Here is a 23,730-nt window from a genome sequence, read left to right on the forward strand (position 1 = left end):
AACTCGATTGAGTCGGGGCTAATTATATGGTCCGCCTCACTCTCAAGCCCTACGCTTAGAGTAGGCTCTCAGAACGAGGTGAACCATATGTCTACCATTCACATCTTAGGTATCGATTTAGGCAAGCACTGCTTTCATGCGGTTGGCAACAATCACACTGGCAAAGACGTTATTCGCCGTAAGTTTAGTCGAAGCCAACTACTCCGTTTCTTATCTGTACTTGAACCTACCATCATCGCTTTTGAAGCCTGTGGTGGTGCTCACTGGCTTGCGAGAAAGTGTGAAGCCTATGGGCATCGAGTTCGACTTATCCCGCCTCAATATGTAAAACCTTACGTCAAAGGTAATAAGAACGACTTTATTGATGCGGCTGCGATAGCAGAAGCAGCGAGTCGACCAAGCATGAGATTTGTCTCTGCCAAGTCAGAGGAAGCTCAGGTAATCGCAGCTATCCACCGAGTGAGGGATGGCTATATCAAAGAACGAACGGCTTGTATGAGCCGAATTGGAGCAATACTACTTGAGTTTGGGCTGAGTTTTCCTAAAGGCCATGCCAAGATGAAAGCGCTATTTCAGTGGTTGGCCGAGCAAGATATAAAGTTACCACCGAGCCTGGTCGCTGAGTTGCTCTCGATTCATGAGCACTATAAATACCTAAATGAGCAAGTATCTACTCAAGATAGAAAACTGAAAGCGATTACTGAAAATAATGAAAATGCTGAACTTTTGAAGAGTATTCCTGGTATTGGTGATTTAACAGCAACGTTGTGTGTGGCCAATATCAGTTCTCCTTCAAACTTTGGTGGAGGTCGCGAGATGGCTGCATGGCTAGGACTCGTTCCAAGGCAGTATTCAACGGGTGGCAAATCAAAGCTATTAGGCATGAGTAAACGAGGGAACAAACACCTTCGCGCTCTATTTATACATGGAGCGAGGTCCGTGCTATCTAGGATAGAAACAACAGGAAAAGTGTTTGGAGATTGGTTAGTCAATTTACGAGCAACAAAGCCGTTTAATGTAGTGGTAGTCGCACTTGCCAATAAGCTAGCAAGAATAGCTTGGGCGGTGTTGTACCACCGCCAAGCTTTTAAGGCTGTATAGCCATAACCAAGTTTGCAACGCCAATGAACGTGATGACAAAAACGGTCGAACGGCCAGATTAGTAACCTGATACAAAAAATAGCACCTAGTTGCTTTGGGGCTTTTAAGGATAATCTGGCGCGGATATCATCGTGGAGCTGGGAAGCTAGTGTTCCCAACAAGGACTCCGAATACATTAGCGCAAACCAACTCCGTTATTACTTAATTGTAGTTGCAATAACGGGGCGGACCATACATTTTTATTCTTGAGGCATTTAGCTTACTAGGTAAGAGGCTTCTAGCAGGTAAGTTTTAGCATCGCCCAACAAAGCAAATTCTTTGTCGATAGCTTTAAAACGTTCATCAATAGAGTCCGTTGCCACAATTTGGCTAAAGGCCTTTACCGAGAAAGTTTCGTTAGACTTAAAAAACTGATGCACGTTTTCCAATTGAACTTTGTGGATGTGCTCCACCTTGCTTAATGCGGTGGTTAGATCTGAAATGTTAATCGACATTGCTGCTCAAGCGCCTTATCTATTGACCATGGGGTCATATGATTGGGTTTTATAGTTTTCGCTAAGGGTATCTCATGCAATGTGTCTCAAATATGATTGAGATCAGGGAGGGAGCATTTATTGTACATATCCGTCGGTAGGCGGGGGGCATTGGTGCTTATTTGCCGCAGTGACCATGAGACTGACGACATAACTCTTCTAGCCATTTGAGCTGGTATCTTCTCAACCTTTTTGGTGCAAAGTATTTGGTAAGCCAAGTCATGCCACCACGTTGTGTGCTTTCGGTGACAATACTGCAACCGGTTTTGGTTGGTTCCAACACCCACGCGTGATACATATCAACGCCGCCTTTTTTCCCTTTCCAAGCCAAGCGCTGATGCTGTGTGTATTCGACAACCGTACAATGAAAGTCTAGCCAAGAGGCTTTCCAACGAAACATGGTGTTTTTGCACAATGTGCTGTCGCCACTTAGGATCTGCACCATGGTTTTTCCGTCTCGCCATGCGGGCCATTCATGAGCACGAACTAAGTGTTGCCAAACAACCTCGGGAGGTTCAGGGATTTCGATTTGGCTACGCACATGAATATGAGAATGTTTGGGATGATAATAATCCGGCCAGATAACTTCCGGTTTGTTCATCTAAGCAACACCTTATGACACTCGTTCTTATTAGCTTAGGAGAATCCGGTACGAAGTGCCGAAACACTTCGCCCTAAAGTGATTAAAAGTACAAACCAAGACCGATTAAGAAGCCGTGCGAGGCGGTATCGTATTCAAAGGTTCCTTCGTTTACGTAATCAACCCAAGTGGATTTGTAAGCGAGGTTAACGTCTGACCAATCATTAATGTGGTAACGCAAACCAAATTGGGTCGCATAGGTAAAGTTGGTGTCTTTACCTAAACCGGCATCCAAGCTGGCATGAAAGCGCCAATCTTTGGTTAGGTCATTGATCCATCTAACACCCATTAGAAAATCAACCCAGTCTTCTTTGATGTTGAGCCTATCCACCAGAATGCGGTTATCGTTGCGGTAAACCTTGCCCTTGATGTCGTTATCCCACCAACGTAAGCCAAACATGTAATCGATCATGCCGAAGGAGTAGGTTTCTCGCTGAAATGCTTTTGCTTCTAGAACGCCTTGGCGGATCTCCAAATCAGCACGATAACTGACATTAGGGAGAATACCTGACAGGTTATTTACGTCACCACTGAGATCCATAAAACTGTAATCGATGTAGTAACCCCATTTGTTTTGATATACCCCTTCAAGTCTTGCCATAGCACCAATGTCGAGATGATCCATGATGAACTTTGGATCGACATCGAGACTGGAAGAGAAGTTACCCATGGTGGTATCACCATTGATATTTAAGGCGAGCATGTAGATCTCGACACTGTGTTGCCAGTTGCTTGGTGAGGATTGCGTATCTTCTGCTATTGCGCTTGGCGCCACTGCAAGCGAGGAAATAAGGGCGATAGAAGGGAAGGTCATCTTAGCCATATCAACGTCCGTGTTTGTAATCGTTATTAAATGAATTGCACAAAATTAGCGTAGAGCATGGATTGCAGTAATTCAAAATCTCAGGTTTATGGATAACTTTCTTTTCAATTCAGTGTGATACCAATTCTCTATGATCGAGCTAAGATCTTTTTGTAAATAACACTAGACCGACCGGTTTGTATTGTGTATTCTTTGACCATCGAAGAGCGTGGTAACGCGTTCAACATTCAACGTCGATGGAATGACATTTGACGGAGAATCCCAGATGAAAATCGAAAACGTCCTGCTATCCGGTTTGTGTATTTTGGCGCCTTTATTGATGTTTGCTTAAAGACACACAGGCTTCATCAAGCCTCTTTCAAAAACGCATTAGCTATGCAACTTGTTTAATTTGTTAATTTAACTACGCTGTATGTGAAACAGCGAATCAGGAGACGTCATGAAAATTCAAAGTATTTTTCTTCTCTTAGCTGCGGCAGGTCTTACCCCAATTGCACTTTCTTATGGTTTTTCACCAGTTGACTCGCTCTCATTTTTATTTGGGATTGATGTGTCCTCGGTGAACGTTAGCCACATTTTTCGAGCGGTTATGGGATTGTATTTAGCGCTCGCTATGTTTTGGGTAATGGGGGCGATGAGCACCAAATATCGTCTACCTGCACTGTATAGCTTGGTCATTTTTATGTGGGGCTTAGCGATGGGAAGGCTCTTGAGTTTGCTAGTAGACGGAATGCCGCATTGGTTGTTAGTCGTGTATCTATTTTTGGAGTTCGGCTTTGGCTTGGTGGGGCTGAAGATGATCAGAAAAGAAGAGCAAACAGCATAAGGAAAATCTATGAAAGGGATACTTCGTCGTATAGCGCTAGGATTGGCTTCATTGATGTCCTTCGCTGCAACTGCAGGGCAGGGCCAACCCAATATCTTCGTGATATTTACTGATGATATTGGTGTCTCTAACGTCAGTGCTTATCACCGTGGGTTGATGAGTAGCCAGACGCCAAACATTGATAGCATCGCTGAAAAAGGCATGCTACTTACCGATTATTACGCCCAGCCATCTTGTACTGCTGGGCGTTCTGCTTTTTTAACTGGGCAATTACCGGTAAGAACAGGCATGCACACTGTCGGCTTACCTGGTGGTCCTGTTGGGCTTAACCAAAATACTCCAACTCTGCCTGAGTTACTTAAAGAGCTTGGCTACGTCACAGGGCAGTTTGGAAAAAACCATTTAGGTGACCGCGATGAGTTTCTTCCAACTATGCACGGCTTTGACGAGTATTGGGGTTGGCTTTACCACCTAAACGCAATGGAATACACCGAAGATCCTGATTGGCCGAAGGATGAAGCTTTCCAAAAGTTTGCGCCACGTAATGTCATTCATGCGAAAGCCGATGGAAAAGGTGGTCAGTCGATTAAAGATGATGGCGCTCTCACCATTGAGCGAATGCGTACTCTTGATGATGAGGTCAACAAGCATGCGATCGATTTTATTGAGCGTGCGGTGAAGGCCGAAAAACCTTTCTTTACTTGGTACTGCCCATCAAGAGGTCATGTATGGACGCATCTCTCTCCGAAATATGAAGCGATGCTTGGTACTAACGGTTGGGGATTGCAAGAGGTCGTAATGAAAGACCTCGATGACCACGTTGGAGAAATGCTTGCGAAGCTTGAAGAGCTCGACGTTGCTGACAACACCATAGTGATCTTCACCGTCGATAATGGGCCTGAGATCATGACATGGCCAGACGGTGGTATGACGCCATTCCATGGTGAGAAAGGAACAACATGGGAGGGTGGGGTTAGAGCGCCTTTCTTGATCAGTTGGCCTGAAAAAATCCCAGCAAATAAAGTCAGCAACGGTATGTTTGATGGGATGGATCTACTGCCGACGTTGGTCGAAGCTGCTGGTGGCCCTGCTGATTTAAAACAGCAAATGCTGAAAGGTTACAAAGGCCACAAAGCACACCTTGATGGCTACAACCAAATGGAAATGTTAACCAACAACGGCAAATCTAATCGCAATGAAATCTTTTACTACGAGCGCGATAAACTGCAAGCCGTTCGTGTGGGTGATTGGAAAGCACATTTTGTGGTACAAAACCACGGTTGGAGTGGCCCGAAAGAAGAGTTGAATGCGCCACTGTTATTCAACCTACGCCAAGATCCTTATGAACGAGCGGAAGAAGAATCCGGTATGTACTTAAAATGGATGGGGCAGAAAATGTGGGCCTTTGGTCCTGCCCAAGCCGCTGTTCAGCAGCATTTGGAAACCTTCAAGAAGTGGCCTCCAGTGACGCCAGAAACACCTGCAGAAACCGTCGGTGGAGTCGGAAATTAGCATCACCCATCTAATAAACATAAAGCCAGCGAAATGCTGGCTTTGTTGTCTTTATTTTGATGATTTCTACTGACGTGTTGCACTGTGTTTTGCCGAGTATGTGAGAGGTTCTGCTTACTCGCTTAGCAGCTTGATGGTGGTTTGCATCGCATCATCTAAAATTGCGCGATCTTTTTGCATTGCCGCAAGCAAGGTATAACCCAACCACAAGCTAAACAGTGTTTTTGCTGTTTGTTCCGGTGCAGACAAACAAAGCGTGCCTTCTTGATTGCTGCGCTCAAAGAAAGTCGTCATTATCTCAATCATTTTCTTAGTGCCGACAGCCATTTCACTTTGCATTTCAGTGTCGTGACCAGAAACTTCACCAGCGAGTTTGACGACCAAGCATTGAATACGAAAGTCGTCGGTTAACTTCACCACACACCAATCATCAAAGTAAGCTTGTACGCGTTCTTGCGGCGTTTTTGTTTCATCTGAAAGGAAGCGGCCTAAGCGTTCGAGATGCGTTTCAAAGTAGTCGTGCAGCAAAATCGCACCGAAGTGTTCTTTTGATTTGAAGTAGTGATAAAACGACCCTTTAGTACCTTCTGCTTCGTTAATGATCTTCATTAAACCCACACCAGCAAAGCCGTGTTCATTGATCAAATGCAATCCGGCATCGAGTAACGCTTGTCGCATGTCTTTCATTCTTTATCACTCACTAAAAGGGCAGGGTTACAGTGTATCGGGAAAATAAGGGGAGAAAAAGTCGCCCACTCAGAGAACTGAATGGGCGAGGAGTGTTATAGCTGAGCTGCGATTTGATCTGTCAGGTTGTTCAAACCTACCGATAGTGCATCGACAAGTGCATCGTAGCCTTCATCTTGTAAAGGCATACTGATTTTGACCGGTGCACTGGTCTTCACTTTGCCGTTAGCATCAACAATGAGCCATTCGCCTTCGATCTCAGCGTTGCCCTCATAACTGCCATTGAACTTGCTTAGTGACAATTGAAGCTTGCTTTCGCCACTCTGGTCGAGCAGGTTATTGACGTCTACCGGCCAGTATTGAGTTTGTTTGCCACGCAGTTCATCGATTACACGTGTCGTAATTTGCTCAGAGATACTGTGCGCCCACTGATTATGTTTCGCTTGGATGATCTGGGTCTCTGAAGCGCGATACACTATGCCACTGTCGGCAAGATAGCTTGCTAATTCAACTGGGCGAACCACAAGTTGTGGACGCTGTGCAATCATGGTGTCGCTTACCTTTGCTGAGCTTGCTTCCGGTAAGACATACAAAGCGCCTGTGTCTTCAGGAGCGCTACTGCAACCTGCCAGAAGGGCAGAAATCAATAAAAGTCCGCGTTTCATTATTTTTGTCCTCTAACTGGGATTGGGTCGTTGACTTCATCTTCGCCAAATACCAATGAATTTGGTTTTTCGTTCAACTGCTTAAGGACTGGTTTGAACTCAGTCATTACTTGTTCTAGCTCTTTCAGCGTCGACTCCATTTCACTGTACATGGTGGAGTTCGGACCGTAGCCATCTAATGTTCTTTGCAGCTGTTCTAGGCTCTTACGAATGTCGGCTGGAATCGCTTTGGTGTCTTCTTGGTTGAGAAGACGATCCACACTGCTCGCAACACGCTCTGCTGAAGCAAGCGTTTTTTCCGAGTTCTTCAATGTCTTGTTCAGTGAGTTCAACGTGTCTTCCATTGGTAAGCTGTTTAGCTTGGTTAGGAAGTCATTCACTTGGCGTTGAACCTGAGCAAAGCCACCTTGTTTGGTTGGGAAGACATCTAAATCTTCAAATTGGCTCGGCACGTAAGGTTCATCATCAGGATAGAAATCCGCATCGATATACAGCGCACCCGTTAACAAGTTACCCGTTTTCAGCGTACCGCGAAGACCTTTGGCAAACTCTTCTTTTAGCTTCTCTTTGAACCTTGGCAGTTGGCTTGATGGTAAATTTTCATAAACTCGGCCAAGCTCAATACGTACAAGCACTGGGATTTTCTTCGCGGAGAAGTCTTCTTCTGGCGTTGGCATTCGCATAGGCACTTTGATAACGGTACCAATGCGTAAACCACGGTATTCAACCGGTGCTTTAGCTTTCAGACCACGAACAGACTCTTCAAACATCATCACAAACTGAATGTATTCATCGTACATGCCTTCGCGCACTTGTTTAACATCATCGAACAAACGGAAGTGTGTCATGTCTTCTTTGAGCTCATCTCCTGCGCCCATTCCTGGCAGGGTATCGAAGGTTACGCCGCCCGTAATCATGCTTTCTAGTGAACCGAACTTCACCTCAAAGCCTTCTGCATTAAGCTGTAAATCGACACCTGAGCTCAACCAAAAATGAGTTTTGGTACGCACAAGACTGTCATATGGCTTGAAGATAAACAGTTGGTACAAAGCGCGACGAGTGTCGACATCGAAACTCGTCGTTTCAACTCGACCCACGGTAAAGCCTTTGTAGATCACTGGGTCACCAACGCCAAGTTTTCCGGCTTCGCGGTGTGTCAATACAATGCGTAGACCTTCTGCGTCAGGGGAAGCGACAGGTGGCACATCGAGAACATCAAAATGCTCTTTTTCGACCTGAGAATTGCCTGGTTGAAGTTGAATGTAGGCACCAGATAACAGGGTTTCTAAACCTGACACGCCCTCACGACCAATACGAGGCTTAACGACCCAGAACATGGAGTCTTCACGCAGCATGCGTTTCGCGTCTTTGTTCATTTGTGCTGTAGCGATGATGTGGTCATAGTCTTCGCTGAGTTTAACGTCAGTAACCACGCCCACTTTTACGTTCAGTGCTTTGATCTCTGTTTTACCGACTTCAATACCTTCTGCTGTTGGTAATTTCAGTGTGATCTCTGGCCCTGTGCTGTTGATGTATTGGAACAGCATCCACGCTCCCATCGCTAACGCAAGGATCGGAATGATCCAAATCGCAGAGACCTGCTTTTGCGGTTTTATTTGAGCGGTTGCCTTGTTCTCATCACTCATATTTGGCTTTCTCATTTAAGTTATTAGTCATTGGCTCCTGCGCTTCGTTTTGTGGTAATTGCCACAACAAACGCGAGTCAAAAATCATTGCAGAGAGCATGGTGAGTATGACCACAGCAGCAAATGAAAGCGCTGCTGGACCAGGGTAAATCGCCATTAGGTTTTGCAACTGCACGAGCGCAACCAGAATAGCGACAACAAAAATATCAATCATCGACCAACGACCGATAAATTCTGTAATTCGGTAGATTTTCAAGCGTGAAATACTTTCTTCAGGAGGCAAGTATTGTGCTTTTTGAGCGTTGAAATACAGCCAAGCGAGTGCCAACATTTTTGCCATTGGGATAAACACACTGGCGAAGAAGATAACCGCTGCAATAGGGTAGGAGCCCAGTTGCCACAGAAGAACCACACCTTCCATGATGGTCGAGCCTTCGGAATGACCGAGGCTCACTGTGTACATCATTGGATAAAGGTTCGCTGGAATGTAGAAAATGATTGCCGCAAAAAGTAAGGCCCATGCTTTCTGCATGCTGTCTGTAGGGTTGTATTTGTGTATTGGGCTATCACAACGAAGACACTTTTGATGTTTTTTGTCTTCAATAGGGTTGAGTTGATGACAGGTGTGACAACCAATGTGGTTTTCATTGTGGTGCGTATCACCTTCTTTCACATTTGGCAGTTCAATCGCAGGAATGAAGTGTCCCCACAGCCAGCTCTTATCGACCATTGAAATACATTTCACGACCAGCACGGTGTAAACACAGAATGCCCAAAACGAACTACCCATGCCAATCTCAGCCAGTGAGGCGATTTTAATTAAGCTCACTAAGACACCGATCAGGAATACATCGACCATCAACCATGGTTCAACACGGAATAAGATCCGGCATAGGGTTTTCGCCATGCGAATCTGCTTCTTACCTAATGGATGCTTGAGTGACTTCAAGGCTTCAAGGTGTAAAAACAGAATTAATCCGACGTAGATTGCGGGCAGCACCACGACGGTCGCCAGAAGCAAAGCCCCGAGTAATGCGTTATGAAACTCGGCTAGCATCTTAGCGGCATGCATCAAGGTAATCTCTTGAGATAAGCCTTGAACACTGAATGACATAAACGGGAATGAGACACTTAAAACTAAGGTGATCAAGCAAGCCACCGATACAGCAATGACGCTTTGATACGGTTTCGCGTTCACTTTGGTAAGCGAATGTTCGCAACGAGGACACTGCGCTTTTTGACCTTGCTCGATATCTGGGATACGAACGACCAAGCCGCACTCCTCACAGGAGACTAATTGACGTGAATTGGGTTGAATGCTCATTCAGTTATTATTTCGTACTTTTAATCACTAAGAATAACCCTTTTTCAAGATATGCGCTTGTTTTTGCGGGGATGTTTTACAAGCTTCTTACCTGTTTAATAGAAAAAACCAGCCGGTGAGGCTGGTTTGAGGTTATTTGATATTGCCAACAGAAGCACGTCTGACCAGAATTGGCATGAACAATTTGTGTTCTGTGCGTTCGGCTTCTTCGTTATTTACTAACTGAAGTGATAGTTTGACCGCTTCATTTGCCATGACTTGAATTGGGTAACGAATGGTCGTTAGGCGAGGGTAAATGTAGCGTGCGATATGGCCATCATCGAATCCAATCACCGACATGTCCTCAGGAATACGGATGCCATTTTCTTGCAGTAACGTCATGCAACCTGCGGCCATATAGTCATTGTAGGTAGCAACAGCAGTGATGGGCGTGTTCTTCGCCATCAGGTTTACCATGCCTTGCTCACCGCCGGTTTCGTCTGGCTCGCCGTATTCGATGTATTCTTCACGAATCTTGATGCCGTTATCTCGCAGAGCATCAAGATAGCCGTCGCGGCGATCGCGTGCATCTTCAATATCATGACCTGAGCAGATATAGCCGATGTGTTCGTGTCCATTGCGAATCAAATGCTCAGTGGCAATGTAAGAGCCTTTTCGGTTATCCAACGCAATACAGCGTGAAGCGATGTCTGGCACGATACGGTTGATCAACACCATGCCCGGAATTTCATTGGCGAGCGTGGCTAACTCGTCATCTGTCATGCCTTTGCTATGCACGACCAAAGATTCACAGCGGCTGTTGATCAGCAAGTTGATCGCGTTGCGCTCTTTCACGGCATCATGATAGCCACTGCCAATCAGAAGCTGTTTCTCTTGCTCACTGGCAATGGTGTCGATGGCTTTGACCATGGTGCCAAAAAAGGGCGCAGAAACGTCGTTCACCAATACCCCAATCGCGTTGGACGATTTACTGACCAGTGCGCGCGCATTGGCGTTCGGGCGATAGCCTAGTTTCTTCATTGCTTCTTTGACGGCGACAATCGCGGATTCACTGGTGTGTGGGGCGTCATTGATGACGCGAGATGCGGTTGCAATGGATACGCCAGCTTCTTTTGCGACGTCTTTGATGGTAGCCATAGGGAACTCAGGATCTGAAATTTGCTTCATTTAACAATGCACAGCGGATGAACTCAAACACCCAATTGAGAATAGTGGCGGTGTATCAAGGTTTTAAAACAAAAAAAGCGAGCTCAGGTGAACACGCTTTTAGTCGAATTGAAGTTACGCTTTAATCTACCGTAGTTGGCGGGAAGGCTTTGCTGCCTAAAATATGACCATTCACCTCTTTGCCGTAGTACCCTTGGTGGTTGTGGTACTTCGCTGCATTTGCTTGCAAATCACCTTTGTAGCGAGGGTCTTGTGGTCGTTCATGGCTGTTGACATAAGCCGCGACATCCCATGCCTCTTGTTTACTCAATTGAACGCTTTTGCCCAAAGGCATGTTCTCGTAGATGAAATAAGCCGCAGTGTTGATTCGGTGCATGCCTGCACCCCAGTTGTAAGCGTATTCGCCCCACAAAGGTGGAATGTAAGAGCGGCCGTTTTCATCGTGAATACCTTGACCACTTTCTCCATGACAGGCCGCGCAGTTATCAACGTAAACTTGCGCGCCACGCTCTGGTGAAGGATCAAGCTCTGGATTGTCAATTTTTGGGTAGCCACGGCCTGCTAGGTTGCCACGTTTATCTGTAGGCAAAGCGTTAGCGATTTTTTCTGGCAACGGAAAGTCTTCTGCCTTACCGCCCGTCAATAATTGTTCAGTGCTGATGGCAGGAACTGGCTCATCTTGCATACCGTATTGGTCCAATAAGCCTCCCATTGCTAACCAGTAAGCATAAGCGCTGAGCGCCTCTAGTTCTTTTGAGTCTTTTGCTGGTGGCTTACCATTCATCGAATAGGTGAAACAGCCTTGAATGCGGTCGGCGTAACTGTTTACTTTGTCGTTCTTTTTGCGATAAGCAGGGTAGGCCATATAAGCCGCCCACAGAGGCGCGGCGTTGGCTTTACGTCCGGCTTCCATGTGACAATTCACACAGTTTTGTTCGTTACCCACATAACGTCCACGCATTTGCTGCGAGTTCACAAACAGTGAGTAGCCGTATTTTACTTTCTCACCAAATTCGTCGTTTTCGATGGTGCTTAAATCGCGAGGTTTAAGGTACTGCGTGTCAGCGTGCTTTTGTACCGCTGGTAATTCGGTTTGGCGATCTGGCAGTTCATGGTTTGCTGCATCACTGGCGTGTGCAAGGGTAGAGATGCTTGCAAGCAGTAGGGAATAAATCAGTTTCATTTCGACTCCTCATAACGCAAAGAAGCGAAGTAGTAAGACAAGTTTTTGATTTCTTTATCGGTGAGCTTTTTCGCAATACCACCCATCATATTGAGCGGGTCACCGCTACGTGTGCCGTTCTTCCAAGCATGAAGTTGGTTTTGTAAGTAATCGGCTTGTTGGCTCGCAAGGCGCGGGAATTTGTCTACGCCCATACCACTTGCGCCGTGGCAAGTTGAACAAGCGGGAATGTTTCTATCCCAGTCTCCTTGATAAACCAGTTTGCGATAGGGGTTGCTGATATCGGCTTGGTCTCCGCGCTGCTCAAGGTCGGTAAATTCCCAAGTCGGCAATTGAGCAAAATATTGCAGAACTTCTGCACGAAGTGTTGGGTCGCTAAGCTCATCGGCCATGCCTTTCATGATGACATTGTGGCGTTTATCGCTTGAGAAGAGTTCGAGCTGGCTTTCCATATAGCCGGCATTCAGTCCGGCAAGCATAGATGCGATACCTGCTTGGCCTTTACCGTCGACACCATGGCATCCGGTACAGATCTCACCGTGTTCGGGGAGTGGTGCAGAATAGGCTGCGAAAGAGGCGGCACTCAAGCAAAGCGCAGCCAAAGATAAGTTACGAAACATGCTGACTCACATTTGATTATTATTTGAGCGCATTATTGTGAGTATTGTTATTAGTTGTGGCTATTGTGGAAATCCACATAAATCCTGTGGAGAGGCATTGCGGCTTGCTGCAGAAATAAAAAAGGCTTCCTCCCTAAAAGGGAAGAAGCCTAACAAATGGTGGCTGAATCCGCTTACGCTTTGCGAATCTTCGCTGGCAGAGATTGACGTGCCGCCGCACCAACTACCCAATCCAGCATCACGCCTTTACCTTCACGAGTAGGGTCAATCAAACCGACGTCGTTGATGTTGACGCCATCATTGCCGCTGGTTTTCACTGGTTGTTGTTTATCACCAATCCAGTGAGCACGCTGACCTAGCTCTGTGTGGCCAAAGCCATGTTCAAAACCGAGCGTACCTTGGCGAATACCAGACATGACCATTGCAAGCGCTGTGGTGCTGGCTCCTGGAGTTTCAATCACGAAATGATCGCCAGTTTGAATGCCAGCCGCAGCGGCATCCACTGGATGGATGTAAACAGGGTTAACGCCTTTAATCGAGTTCAAGCGTGGTGACAAATTGGATACCGCGCTGTGAATGTTCGATTTAAAGTTGGTCAGGCTGAATGGCCACTCGGCTTTCGGGTACTGAGTCTCAAGTGGTGTGCCATCTGCGAGCTTTTGTGGATGCCAAGTCGGACAGCCACTGTAGAACTCGCCTGTCATGGTGTTTCTTGCGCTGCCAACACGCTCGTTCCAAATCGCGACAGGGCGCGTCCACTTGTACTTCATTTGCTCACCTTTGTAGGCTTCTGTGGCATTTTCAAAACGGCCACCACGAGCAAAAATGTACGCGACGCGCTTCATCTCATCTGGTGTTAGTGCTTTTCGCATGCTTGGCAGTAGGCGCTCAAGACCAGACCAAGCAATGTCTTCTGCACTCACTTCCGGAACGCCACCTTTCACGTAGGCAAGGTTGGCTGCTGAGCGAAGATAGAAGTCTTCAGCAGAGTGAATACCGTGCAAACGACCTTGCGTGTCTTTGATGGCGTTGTCACCAAAGCCGCCTAGCTGCATCTTTTTGGCGATATCAATCAGGAAGTTCTCCAGACAAATACTGCGACCATCGGCGGTTTTTTCTGTGCGCGCTTCCACGATTGGCCAGCGAGCCGTTACTGCTTTTACTGGAACATCATGCCAAGGTGATGCCATGCCCCAGCTTTCGTAAGTGACGGTATCAGGCACTATGTAGTCCGATAGTGCAGTGGTCTCGTTGATGAAGGCATCGACAGAAACAATCAAACCAAGTTGCTTTGGATCTTTTAGCTTGTCTTCAAGCAGCGTTTTTAAACCCGGTACCCCATAAATTGGGTTCGCCATATGGTTGAGCCACGCTTTTACTCGGTATGGATAACCATCGATCGCTGCCGATAGATGCTCGGTAAGCAAAGGCGCTGCAAACGGATACCAAGGTGCACGAGTTGGGTAAGGGGATTCGCCTGCCTCCACGCGACGTTTGTATTCGCTGGTTTTCTGATAAGGGAATTTGCTGCGTGAGAGGAACACGCCTTTTGGTCCCACTTTGCCTTCAAACTTAGTGAAGTCGTAGCGAGGGCCCGCGGCAGATGTCGGATAACCGCCTGCTTTCGCCATTGCGCCGCCTTTCATGTTGATGTTACCAATCAGAGCATTAAGCATCATGATGGTGAAGGCGTTGTAGAAACCGTTGGTGTGCATGTTGCCGCCGTGAGTATCAACCACCGCTTTAGTGCCATGACTGGTAAAGCGTTTTGCTAGCGCGATGATTTGATCCACAGGGATCTCACATTGCTCGCTGTAGAAGTCCAGATCGTATTTAAACGCTTCTTCTTTCAAACGTTGCAATGATGACTTAACGCGAACGACACCAGAAGCCAGCTCTACATCTTGGTCGACAAACAACGATGCTTCACCCGCCTGCTTGTGTACGCTCAACTCGCCGCTTTGCGCATCGACAATCACGTATGGATCTGTTTCTGAAAGTGCTTCCCCTTCAAACGGCATGCCCATTTCAGATGCACGTAAGAAGTGCCCGTGACGTGGGTGAGATTCATCGCTGATCACAAGGTGAGTGGCATTACACCAATGTGCCGTGCCCGCTCTTTGCATCGCCGTTGCTCCTGGCTGCGCAAGGAAGGTTTTGTTGTAGCGTTCGTTGGCGATGATCCACTGAATCATGCCAAGAACCAAGGCAGAATCGGTGCCCGGTTTAATTGGCATCCAATGGTTGTTGTCACCTGCGGCAAGGCTTGATGAACCTGCTGGCAAGCTCGGCGTGATGATGGTGTATTCCAGTTTGCCTTCGGTGCGCGCTTTGGCTAGCTGACGAGCCTGACGTTTGAACGGGTTACCCGCTTGTGCTGGTGACATGCCAATAGAAATAACGTATTCGGCATTATCGAAGTCTGGCTTTAAGTGAGCATTCTTATCCAAATCGTTCATGAAAGCGCCGCTGCCTGCGCGGAAAGCGTAGCCACAGTAAGAACCATGATGGCCGAAGTTACGTGTGCCAAAGCTATTAAAAGCAAAACGTTTGAAGATGTCGTCACGGCCTTCGTTACCGGCGTTGGTCATCAACAGTTGGTTGGCCTTCGGGCCATATTCTGGGTTTTGCGAATCAACAGGCGCCGTGAGGTCACGAATGTCTTTCAAACCTTCAACATGACCTTCGCCAAACAGATCGCCACCGTTGACGACTTCGTCCACCAATTGCTCGTAGCTGATCGGTTCCCATTTGCCTTCACCACGTTTGCCCACACGCTTCAGTGGTTGGGTAATGCGATAAGGGCTATTACGAATTTCCATCATGCCGTTACCGCGAGCACATGCTGTGGAGCGGCCTTCTAAACCGTTTTCCCCCGCCAAGCTCAAGTACGCGTCTTTTACAGGCGTCTCAAATGGTATGTGCTGCTGATGTGATAACGGGTGGTATGGGTTGCCCGAAATGCGCAGGATCTCGTCGTTACGATTGTCGATACGAACGCGCAAACCACATAGGCTCCAACAACCAAAACACATTGATGGCGCAACGCGCTGATTTGGATTCGGGATTAAGTTGCCCTTGTCGTTCACCTTGTATTCGGGCTCCAGTGAGTTGCCGTGGTGAATATCACGGGTTTTCTCACCCGCAGTGCCGTGAATAGCACCTTCTACCATGTGTTTTGTGGTGGTTGCGTAGCCCGCAGCAAAGGCTCCAAGCCCGCCCACTGTAAGGCCAGATTTCAAAAACTGACGGCGTTTGTTATCCATAATGAAATCCTCTTAGATCAGTGTTGAGTTAGGGTTGAAGGAGCCGATTCACGCTTCGGTTGAATCAGTTCGGAACCAAGTAATGCCAGCGCAATCCACAGGCCAAACATGCCGATGATGCCGAGCAGACCATTATTGCCAATTGGTAAGTCGTATGGATATGGGCCAACATCAAACTTAGCGATGGTTTGTACTTCCATCATGGTGATCCAACGAACAGTCCACGCTGTGGTCAGTGCCATCCCAGACATGAATAACACTCGAATGAAGTGACGGTTGGTATCGCGCAGCGTAAACAGTGCAAGCAGCACGCTACCCAGCAGCAAAGACGTTAGTAATGCGATGTGCTGTACCCATAATGGAGAAGCGTAAAGGGATGAACTGGCATTGTTAGAAGCCCAGATAGGAATCAACAACAGCGATAATGCACCACTAATTGCCGTCGTCTGGCGCAGTAAACGAGTATCTCCGAAGGTCAGGCGATCCGACTTCGATGGAATCAAAAGCCAAATAAGTAGGGTAAAGCCGACCGCGCCGATAAATGCCGTGACAAACCAAAGCACAGGCGATGCAGGTTGATGCCACAACGAACGAGATTTCACGATGGCGATTTCAGCGCCAGTGTAAAGCGCAATGGTGAGGCCAGATAGGACGGTCACAATCGACGCTGCCATCATCAGCTTGCGGCTAGTTTTCCAACGGCCTAGCGAGAGCTTCGCAAGTAGCGGAAATACCTTACCCGGTTGGTTCTCTAGGTTGATCAAATCATTACGCAGATATAACCATGCCGTTGCCACAGCCAAGCCAGAGAACAGAGGTAAGAACAACGAACCTAATGACATCCAAGACCAAGGGGTGAGATGTGCGTAGAAATGCCAAGCACGTCCCGGCTGGTGGAGATCGCCTGTTAACGCGAGCGGACCAACGATCGCGCCAATCGCCAAAGTCAGCACCAAGGCTGCGCGCAGACGATGACTAGTGTGAGATTCAAACAACAGCGCGATTAAGAATAAGATAGCCGCCGCATAAGCTGAGCCGATGTAGAAGAAATATTGCACTGCCCACGGAAGCCAAGCGATGGCCTGAGGCTGTACCAGCACTTCGGTTATGTTCATGCTTTTTCTCCTTGTGGATCGTAAATCGCAGGCTGACCTTCAATGTGTTGAGTGAAGCGTTCATTCATGCCGATGTAGAACACGTGCGGTTTGGTGCCCTCGTTTGGTTTAAGCACTTTGATGTCGTCTTGGTGCTCTGTCATCAAGCGGCGAACTTCGCTGTTCGGATCGTTGATGTCACCAATCACGCGAGCACCACCGACGCACGTTTCCACACAAGCCGGCAGCAAACCTTCTTCAAGGCGATGTGCGCAGAAAGTACATTTGTCCGCAGTTAGGGTCTCTTCGTTGATGAAGCGCGCATCGTAAGGGCAGGCTTGAACACAGTAAGCACACGCCACGCAGCGACTGTTATCGACCATCACGATGCCGTCTTCTCGTTGGAAGGTGGCTTGCACTGGACATACAGCCACACACGGTGGGTTATCACAGTGGTTACACAAGCGCGGCAGCATGAAAGATTTCACTTCTTCCGTTGCAGTTGAGCCATCATCAAGGGTGACTTCATACTGTTTTACTGTGGTTCGAAACTGGCCAATAGGGGCTTGGTTCTCGATGCTACAACCGACAGTACAAGCCTGACAGCCAACGCATTTACGCAAATCGACAACCATGGCGTAGCGTTTACCGACTTGGCCTTTTCGGTCGGGTTCATTGTTGTTTCTGATCACTGTGCCTGCTGTGGCTGTGCCAATTCCGGCGATCGGAATCAGCGCAGCGCCTGCGGTAACGGCACTGAGAAAACGGCGTTTGGTGGAATCCATAACTCACCTGCTAAGATTGATTAGAGCTTGTTTTCATTGTCAGAATTGCAGCCCTTTGTCGATATAGTGGATTTCCACATACCGAGAGCAAAGTTGATCTAAAACAAATGTGGATTCCGCTATGTTGCTGTTATTCTGATGCTCCCAATACCGAGGATTAAGAAACAATTCATGCTGAAAAAATCGCTAAACTTCATTCGCTTATGGATTGTTTTTATCAGTCTTATATCCGGCTGCTTCACGGTTTCTTTTGTACATGCAGCACCAACACAAACATTAGATTCCAGCGCTTTCTCTAAACCGCAAGTCGATGTGGGTGTGCTAGCCATACGTGGCCATTTATATGCGGAGCAGCGTTGGCAACCGACGATTTACTGGCTCAATCAACAAATCCCTGAAGTGCGGTTTGTTCTCCATCCGCTAGATCTCGATGGCATGACCAAAGCAGTCGAAAACCAAAGCATGGACTTCATTCTCACTAACCCCGGACAAGCAGTGCGCTTGGGGCGTCAGTACGCGTTGTCTTGGATCGCGACGTTGACCAGCCAAGCGCCAGAAAACTCCAATTACGGCATTGGTTCGGCGCTGGTGGTACGTTCTGATTCGCCTTATGTCACTCTCAATGATGTGTCCGGTTTGCCGATTGCAGCGGTGTCAGAGAAAGCCTTTGGTGGTTACCTCACATTGCGTTATCAAGTGATAGAGAAAGGGTTAGATCCGAATGACTTCTTCTCGGACGTGCGCTTTTTGGGTTTCCCAATTGATGCCAACCTCTACCAACTGCGTGATCACAATGTGGAAGCCGCCGTGGTTCCAGCTTGTTTGGTTGAGCAAATGGAAGGTGAAGGGCTATTGGAAGAGGGGCAACTGCGGGTTTTAAGTCCGCTTAAACTTCCTCAAACCGAGTGTGCAGTGTCGACGCCCCTGTATCCAAACTGGTCCTTTGCGAAAACGGAGCGTGGATCGTCCCAATTAGCCAAGAAGATCAGTCGAGCCTTACTTGCGATGCCTGCCGATAATCCCGCTGCGATTGCAGCCAAAGCATCCGGTTGGACATCACCAGTCAGCTTGTTGTCGATAGACAAACTCTACCAAGCGATGGACTTGCACCCATTGCAGCAACCTTGGTGGAAAGAGGCGCTGCGCTGGCTGCGTTTCCATCAAGAATGGGCATGGGCGTTATTTCTGTTTGTGATTGTGTTGAATATTTACCACTTTTGGCTGGAGTATCGTTTCAGTAAGAGTAAACAAGCGCTAGAGAAAACCTTACTGCGCTTAAAAGAGAAGAGCGAAATGCTAGAGCACTCACAACGAGTGGCTATTGTTGGCGAATTAGGCAGCAGTCTTGCGCACGAGATAAACCAACCTTTAGCGGCGATCCGAAACTACAGCGAAGGTGGCTTGTTACGATTAGCTAAGAAGCGCCCTCATGAAGATATCGTGCCGGTCCTAGAAAAGATCCAGACCCAAGTAGAACGCGCCGATGCGATCGTTTGTCGCCTGCGAACTTTGATTAAAAAGCGCAGCGTCGACATGGCTGCGTGCGATGTGGAGCAACTGATTTCTGATACGGTTGAGCTGCTGAATTTCCGCTTGCAGAAACAAGGTATTGAAGTGGTTCGTAGCAACGAAGGACAATCCCAACTGGTCGAAGCTGATGCCGTAGGTCTGCAGCAAGTGTTGGTGAACGTGATGAACAACTCGATAGATGCTTGTGTGATGTACGCAGAAAATCACCCTAATAATTATCAAGGCAAAATTGCGCTTCACACGGATTATCAAGCCCAAAGTATGTCGATTCGAGTGTGGGATAACGGTACGGGCTTGGAGCATGAGAACCCAACCGCCGCCTTTGTGAGTACAAAGCAGGAAGGGTTAGGGCTGGGGCTGGCGATCTGTCGTGATGTGATGGAGATGCATGGTGGTGAATTCGTTATTCAATCTACTCAGCCACACGGTTGCTTGGTGGTATTAACCTTGCCGTATCAAACCATGAAAACCGCCAATACAAAACGCAACGAAGAAGAGCAAACAAAAAGAAACACAGGAGAAGTGAATGAGTGACAAGCAACTGCCCGTATTTGTGGTCGACGATGATGAGTCGGTGCGAGATTCGTTGGCGTTTATGCTCGAAGAACATGACTTCTCTGTGACGACGTTTGCCGATGGGCAGGCATTTCTTGATGGCGTGGATATTCATCAAGCAGGCTGTGTGATTCTGGATAGCCGAATGCCGAATTTGCGTGGCCAACAAGTGCATCAAATTCTCAATGAAGCCAAAAGTCCATTGGCAGTGATTTACTTAACCGGACATGGCGATGTGCCAATGGCGGTGGATGCTCTGCAAGCCGGGGCGGTGAATTTCTTCCAAAAGCCCGTAAAAGGGGACGAGCTGGCACAAGCGATTTTGAAAGGCCAAGTTCAATCTGCGGCGAATCTGGATATCGCGGGCGCGAAAGCCGCGTATGAATCACTGACGCCAAGAGAGAAAGACATTCTGCGTTTGATCATCGCGGGTAAGCGCAATATTCGCATTGCCGATGAGCTGTGTATAGCGATGCGAACGGTAGAAGTACATCGCGCAAGTCTGTTGAAAAAGTTCTCGGCAAAAACGGTGGCAGAGCTGGCTTACATCTACGGCAAACTGGCGTAATAAAACAGGCATAAAACTTATGCTCAAATAAAAAATCCCCAAGCCAAAACTTGGGGATTAAGCCACACTGACGTGTTTTATGTTTAGAGTATCAATCGATTACTGAGCAGGTTTAAACGTCACTTTGTAAGCGTATTGATTGTCCGTTAACTGGAATTCCTTGTGCACACTAGGGCTCCAAGAGTCATCACCGCCAACGCCCATGTGTTTATGGTCTAGGCGCACGTAAATCTTCTCTTCTGCGACTAAATCGTTGGTGTGTTTCGCTGCAGCTAAGTGCTGCTGAGCGTACTGACTCACACTGAACTGGAAGTTACCCGAGATTTCTAACTCATTCACCTTCAACCATTGCGTACCACAGCGCAGACCGCTGTCGGTTGGGAAAATGTATGGTGTGTGCATTTGCTCAAGTGTTTGTGTGTGCTGGCCGAAGCGCGCCGCTGCCAAACGGTCTGGGTAGTTTTCAAACGGACCTAAGCCTTGCCATGTGATCGGAGCGTTTTGCTCATTCAACGGCAGTTCAAATTCCAAACCGATGCGTGGCATTGGTGGTAAATCATCAGCCAGCTTCACGTCGACAGCCAATGCCATCTCACCGTTATTGCTCAGGGTGTGCGTCCAAGTCGTGATCGCTTGTACTTCACCATTAAAGTGGTAAGCGAACGTCGAAGTCACTTTCACCGCATGTGCCAGAGTTTCACTGTGGCAAGCGACACATTGACGTTCCCACTGGCCGATACCCGCCATGTCCCAACGATACATCCAAGCATTTGGATCGACGTTGTCGATTTCGCTCACGCCGATGTCGTTATCCAGTGGCGCACGGAAGAAGTTATCTTGTGGTGCTGCAAGCATTTGTGCTTCACCATCGACACGCCAGTCGATCATCAAGCCAGTTTGGCTATCCCAACGCCATTGATGTTTTTCATCCAAGCTAGACACCAAAACGGTGTTGTCTTGCTGCGTTAGCATTGGCGCTGGTTGCGTTTCCAATCTTGGCAGAGCAAGGCCTGCTGTATTGCGTAGTGACATTTGCTCAGAAGCGACTAGGTGCTCAGCTTCAGCCCAAGGTGTTGCTGCAATCAGAGTAATGTCGGTATTTAAGTGATATTGCGCTTCCGCTTTTGGCGTGAAATGAAGGGCAATCTCAATACTTGTTTGGCTATCCGCTTCTACGTTAAGCGCCAATGAACCGGTTTGAATCACTTTGCCATTTTCCAACAGAGACCATTTCAATTGCTCATTATCGGTCGCGCGGAATAAGTTCTCGTTAGTCACCAACAGTGTGCAAGCTTCTTTGGTTTGTTCTTGCAGTGATACGGTGATCATACGTTGGCAGTATTTTGCTTCTTCCAACGTTGGATGAACCGTGCGATCTGGGAAGATCAAACCGTTGATGCAGAACTGACGGTCATTGATTTCATCGCCAAAGTCGCCGCCGTAAGCCCAGAAGTGTTGGCCGTTTTCATCCCATTGGCTCAAGCCTTGATCCACCCAATCCCAAATAAAGCCGCCTTGTAGGCGAGGGTAATCGCGGAACGCATCCCAGTAATCATTAAAGCTACCCAGACTGTTGCCCATCGCGTGTGCGTATTCACACAAAATTAAAGGGCGAGTTTCGTTTGGTAACGACACCCATTTCTTGATTGCCCATTTAGGCACGGCTTCGTCTTCAATGACCGTGTTCACACGCGCGTACATTGGCGCAATGATGTCGGTTGCTGTGGTGTTTGAACCGCCGCCTTCGTACTGCACAGGGCGAGACGGGTCGTAGTTTTTAGACCAAGCGTACATCGCATTGTGGTTGCTGCCGTGACCGGATTCGTTACCTAAAGACCAGATGATAATCGAAGGGTGGTTCTTATCGCGCATCACCATTTGGGTGAAGCGGCTCATGTAAGCGTGCGCCCATTGTGGATCGCTCGATAGGCGGTTCATTGGCTGCATGCCATGAGTTTCGATGTTCGCCTCATCGCACACGTACAAGCCGTATTGGTCACACAGTTCGTACCAACGAGGGTGGTTCGGGTAGTGCGCCGTACGTACCGCATTGAAGTTGTATTGCTTCATCAAGCAGATATCGCGGATCATGTCTTCTTCCGTCATCACATGACCAAGCTCAGGGTGATGTTCGTGACGGTTCACGCCGCGGATCAACAAAGGCTTACCGTTTAGCTTCAATTGCCCATCGGTGATTTCGACTTTACGGAAGCCCACAGGGTACGCTTCGCTTTCTAAGTGCGCGCCATTTTCATCCAACAATGAAACGACTAAGCGGTAAAGGTTCGGTGTTTCCGCCGTCCATTTCTTTGGCTCGCGTACGTGCAATGTTTGGAATACCACGTCATCCCACGTGCCACGTTCGTCAATGCGACGGTTGTGCGGACGGTCGATGCTTGGCTCTGTCACGGCTTGTTCGCCATCAAACAGCTGCACTTGAACTTGGTAGGTGTCCGGCGCAGAAATCGAAGTCACAACCGACAGTGAACCATCGCGGTAACACGCGTCTAAATCCGGTGTGATGAACACATCTTCAATGCAGTGTTGTGGTTTAGACAGCAAAGTTACGTCGCGGAAGATACCACTTAGCCACCACATATCTTGGTCTTCTAGGTAGCTGCCATCACTCCAACGAATCACCATGACGGCTAGGCTGTTGTCACCTGCCACAAGGTAAGGTGTTAGGTCGAATTCAGAAGGTAGGCGGCTATCTTGACTGTAGCCAACCCAAGTGCCGTTACACCAAAGGTGGAAAGCCGAGTTCACGCCATCAAAGATAATGCGCTGCGTATTGGCTAAATCTTCTGCTGAAAGTGACACGGTAGTGCGGTAGCAACCCGTTGGATTATCAGTTGGTACAAACGGTGGGTTTACTTCGAATGGGTATTTCACGTTGGCGTAAATAGGTTTGTCGTAACCTTGCATTTGCCAGTTTGAAGGGACAGTAATCTCATCCCAGTCTTTGTCATTGAATTGTGACTCGATGAACTCGCCGTCAACTTGCTCTGGCGCATCAAACAGTTTGAATTTCCATTGTCCGTTCAGCGATTGACGCTGGGCCTGAATACTGTCGCGGGCATGGTCAATATCGCGGAAACTGGAAAGAGGGCTGTGAGCCTTAAGACAGTGAATGTTCACTGATTGCGGGTTTTCCCAGTCGCGTCTTTGGAGAATTTCTGAAAATGCCTTCATGGTTTTCCTACTT

The 23,730-nt window shown here is 47.8% G+C and carries 19 protein-coding genes; 5 read left to right on the top strand and 14 right to left on the bottom strand.

Features of this window, described 5'->3' with window-relative positions:
• Positions 1 to 87: 87 nt before the first annotated feature.
• Positions 88 to 1,101, top strand: coding sequence for an IS110 family transposase (locus tag ITG12_RS16680; protein ID WP_102778931.1), 1,014 nt, complete (start codon positions 88 to 90; stop codon positions 1,099 to 1,101).
• Between the two features lie 254 nt (positions 1,102 to 1,355).
• Here ITG12_RS16680 and ITG12_RS16685 read toward each other — a convergent pair whose 3' ends face one another.
• The 3 genes from ITG12_RS16685 to ITG12_RS16695 form a co-directional block, all read right to left on the bottom strand.
• On the bottom strand, positions 1,356 to 1,595 hold the full coding sequence (locus ITG12_RS16685; protein WP_038880670.1) for a hypothetical protein: 240 nt from the start codon (positions 1,593 to 1,595) through the stop codon (positions 1,356 to 1,358).
• A gap of 157 nt (positions 1,596 to 1,752) precedes the next feature.
• On the bottom strand, positions 1,753 to 2,235 hold the full coding sequence (locus tag ITG12_RS16690; protein WP_038880668.1) for an SRPBCC domain-containing protein: 483 nt from the start codon (positions 2,233 to 2,235) through the stop codon (positions 1,753 to 1,755).
• An 82-nt stretch (positions 2,236 to 2,317) separates the two neighbouring features.
• Entirely contained in the window at positions 2,318 to 3,097 is a 780-nt protein-coding gene (locus ITG12_RS16695; protein ID WP_038880666.1) for a hypothetical protein, read from the bottom strand.
• 439 nt (positions 3,098 to 3,536) lie between these two features.
• Here ITG12_RS16695 and ITG12_RS16700 point away from each other — a divergent pair, with 439 nt between their 5' ends.
• Together ITG12_RS16700 and ITG12_RS16705 are read left to right on the top strand one after the other, a co-directional pair.
• The gene (locus ITG12_RS16700; RefSeq protein ID WP_038880664.1) at positions 3,537 to 3,923 is read left to right on the top strand and encodes a DUF4345 domain-containing protein; all 387 of its coding nucleotides are present in this window, start codon (positions 3,537 to 3,539) and stop codon (positions 3,921 to 3,923) included.
• Positions 3,924 to 3,977: 54 nt separating this feature from the next.
• Positions 3,978 to 5,435 carry an arylsulfatase gene (locus tag ITG12_RS16705; RefSeq protein ID WP_227741147.1) on the top strand — a complete coding sequence of 486 codons (1,458 nt, stop codon included), beginning with the start codon at positions 3,978 to 3,980 and terminating at the stop codon, positions 5,433 to 5,435.
• 114 nt (positions 5,436 to 5,549) lie between these two features.
• Here ITG12_RS16705 and ITG12_RS16710 read toward each other — a convergent pair whose 3' ends face one another.
• From ITG12_RS16710 to dsrO, 10 genes are all read right to left on the bottom strand, one after another.
• Positions 5,550 to 6,122: a TetR/AcrR family transcriptional regulator gene (locus tag ITG12_RS16710; protein WP_038880660.1), complete on the bottom strand. Its 573-nt coding sequence runs from the start codon at positions 6,120 to 6,122 to the stop codon at positions 5,550 to 5,552.
• 95 nt (positions 6,123 to 6,217) lie between these two features.
• The gene (locus ITG12_RS16715; protein ID WP_038880658.1) at positions 6,218 to 6,787 is read right to left on the bottom strand and encodes an ABC-type transport auxiliary lipoprotein family protein; all 570 of its coding nucleotides are present in this window, start codon (positions 6,785 to 6,787) and stop codon (positions 6,218 to 6,220) included.
• Positions 6,787 to 8,433, bottom strand: coding sequence for an intermembrane transport protein PqiB (gene pqiB, locus ITG12_RS16720; protein WP_038870551.1), 1,647 nt, complete (start codon positions 8,431 to 8,433; stop codon positions 6,787 to 6,789). Before pqiB ends, ITG12_RS16715 begins: the two co-directional genes overlap by 1 nt.
• Positions 8,426 to 9,757 (bottom strand): paraquat-inducible protein A, encoded by a 1,332-nt coding sequence (locus ITG12_RS16725; protein WP_038880656.1) that lies wholly within the window; start codon positions 9,755 to 9,757, stop codon positions 8,426 to 8,428. Before ITG12_RS16725 ends, pqiB begins: the two co-directional genes overlap by 8 nt.
• A gap of 132 nt (positions 9,758 to 9,889) precedes the next feature.
• A complete protein-coding gene (locus ITG12_RS16730) occupies positions 9,890 to 10,894 on the bottom strand; it encodes a substrate-binding domain-containing protein (RefSeq protein WP_038880679.1) in 1,005 nt (334 codons plus the stop codon).
• Positions 10,895 to 11,045: 151 nt separating this feature from the next.
• Positions 11,046 to 12,107: a c-type cytochrome gene (locus tag ITG12_RS16735; RefSeq protein ID WP_038880654.1), complete on the bottom strand. Its 1,062-nt coding sequence runs from the start codon at positions 12,105 to 12,107 to the stop codon at positions 11,046 to 11,048.
• Complete coding sequence (locus tag ITG12_RS16740; protein WP_038880652.1) at positions 12,104 to 12,727, bottom strand: c-type cytochrome; 624 nt, start codon at positions 12,725 to 12,727, stop codon at positions 12,104 to 12,106. Before ITG12_RS16740 ends, ITG12_RS16735 begins: the two co-directional genes overlap by 4 nt.
• Positions 12,728 to 12,900: 173 nt before the next feature.
• Entirely contained in the window at positions 12,901 to 15,993 is a 3,093-nt protein-coding gene (locus ITG12_RS16745) for a tetrathionate reductase subunit A (protein WP_248873264.1), read from the bottom strand.
• 17 nt (positions 15,994 to 16,010) lie between these two features.
• Entirely contained in the window at positions 16,011 to 17,108 is a 1,098-nt protein-coding gene (nrfD, locus tag ITG12_RS16750) for an NrfD/PsrC family molybdoenzyme membrane anchor subunit (RefSeq protein ID WP_038880648.1), read from the bottom strand.
• A complete protein-coding gene (dsrO, locus tag ITG12_RS16755; RefSeq protein ID WP_038880646.1) occupies positions 17,105 to 17,872 on the bottom strand; it encodes a sulfate reduction electron transfer complex DsrMKJOP subunit DsrO in 768 nt (255 codons plus the stop codon). Before dsrO ends, nrfD begins: the two co-directional genes overlap by 4 nt.
• A gap of 171 nt (positions 17,873 to 18,043) precedes the next feature.
• Between dsrO and ITG12_RS16760 the strand changes: the two genes are divergently transcribed.
• Positions 18,044 to 19,936 (top strand): sensor histidine kinase, encoded by a 1,893-nt coding sequence (locus tag ITG12_RS16760; protein WP_104026629.1) that lies wholly within the window; start codon positions 18,044 to 18,046, stop codon positions 19,934 to 19,936.
• Positions 19,929 to 20,525, top strand: coding sequence for a response regulator (locus ITG12_RS16765; protein ID WP_104026628.1), 597 nt, complete (start codon positions 19,929 to 19,931; stop codon positions 20,523 to 20,525). The genes ITG12_RS16760 and ITG12_RS16765 overlap by 8 nt, the downstream gene beginning before the upstream one ends.
• A 99-nt stretch (positions 20,526 to 20,624) precedes the next feature.
• Here ITG12_RS16765 and ITG12_RS16770 read toward each other — a convergent pair whose 3' ends face one another.
• Positions 20,625 to 23,717, bottom strand: coding sequence for a beta-galactosidase (locus ITG12_RS16770; RefSeq protein WP_248873265.1), 3,093 nt, complete (start codon positions 23,715 to 23,717; stop codon positions 20,625 to 20,627).
• Positions 23,718 to 23,730 lie beyond the last annotated feature (13 nt).

The organism is Vibrio sp. ED002 (assembly GCF_023277445.1).
GTDB lineage: Bacteria > Pseudomonadota > Gammaproteobacteria > Enterobacterales > Vibrionaceae > Vibrio > Vibrio jasicida.

Excerpts from the sequence above, each read along its gene's own strand:
- dsrO (WP_038880646.1), bottom strand. The coding sequence starts at position 17,872 with ATGGATTCCACCAAACGCCGTTTTCTCAGTGCCGTTACCGCAGGCGCT.
- ITG12_RS16700 (WP_038880664.1), top strand. The coding sequence starts at position 3,537 with ATGAAAATTCAAAGTATTTTTCTTCTCTTAGCTGCGGCAGGTCTTACC.
- ITG12_RS16680 (WP_102778931.1), top strand. The coding sequence starts at position 88 with ATGTCTACCATTCACATCTTAGGTATCGATTTAGGCAAGCACTGCTTT.
- ITG12_RS16725 (WP_038880656.1), bottom strand. The coding sequence starts at position 9,757 with ATGAGCATTCAACCCAATTCACGTCAATTAGTCTCCTGTGAGGAGTGC.
- ITG12_RS16715 (WP_038880658.1), bottom strand. The coding sequence starts at position 6,787 with ATGAAACGCGGACTTTTATTGATTTCTGCCCTTCTGGCAGGTTGCAGT.
- ITG12_RS16710 (WP_038880660.1), bottom strand. The coding sequence starts at position 6,122 with ATGAAAGACATGCGACAAGCGTTACTCGATGCCGGATTGCATTTGATC.
- ITG12_RS16735 (WP_038880654.1), bottom strand. The coding sequence starts at position 12,107 with ATGAAACTGATTTATTCCCTACTGCTTGCAAGCATCTCTACCCTTGCA.
- ITG12_RS16690 (WP_038880668.1), bottom strand. The coding sequence starts at position 2,235 with ATGAACAAACCGGAAGTTATCTGGCCGGATTATTATCATCCCAAACAT.
- nrfD (WP_038880648.1), bottom strand. The coding sequence starts at position 17,108 with ATGAACATAACCGAAGTGCTGGTACAGCCTCAGGCCATCGCTTGGCTT.
- ITG12_RS16760 (WP_104026629.1), top strand. The coding sequence starts at position 18,044 with ATGCTGAAAAAATCGCTAAACTTCATTCGCTTATGGATTGTTTTTATC.
- ITG12_RS16770 (WP_248873265.1), bottom strand. The coding sequence starts at position 23,717 with ATGAAGGCATTTTCAGAAATTCTCCAAAGACGCGACTGGGAAAACCCG.
- ITG12_RS16695 (WP_038880666.1), bottom strand. The coding sequence starts at position 3,097 with ATGGCTAAGATGACCTTCCCTTCTATCGCCCTTATTTCCTCGCTTGCA.
- ITG12_RS16730 (WP_038880679.1), bottom strand. The coding sequence starts at position 10,894 with ATGGCTACCATCAAAGACGTCGCAAAAGAAGCTGGCGTATCCATTGCA.
- ITG12_RS16685 (WP_038880670.1), bottom strand. The coding sequence starts at position 1,595 with ATGTCGATTAACATTTCAGATCTAACCACCGCATTAAGCAAGGTGGAG.
- ITG12_RS16765 (WP_104026628.1), top strand. The coding sequence starts at position 19,929 with ATGAGTGACAAGCAACTGCCCGTATTTGTGGTCGACGATGATGAGTCG.
- ITG12_RS16705 (WP_227741147.1), top strand. The coding sequence starts at position 3,978 with ATGTCCTTCGCTGCAACTGCAGGGCAGGGCCAACCCAATATCTTCGTG.
- ITG12_RS16740 (WP_038880652.1), bottom strand. The coding sequence starts at position 12,727 with ATGTTTCGTAACTTATCTTTGGCTGCGCTTTGCTTGAGTGCCGCCTCT.
- ITG12_RS16745 (WP_248873264.1), bottom strand. The coding sequence starts at position 15,993 with ATGGATAACAAACGCCGTCAGTTTTTGAAATCTGGCCTTACAGTGGGC.
- pqiB (WP_038870551.1), bottom strand. The coding sequence starts at position 8,433 with ATGAGTGATGAGAACAAGGCAACCGCTCAAATAAAACCGCAAAAGCAG.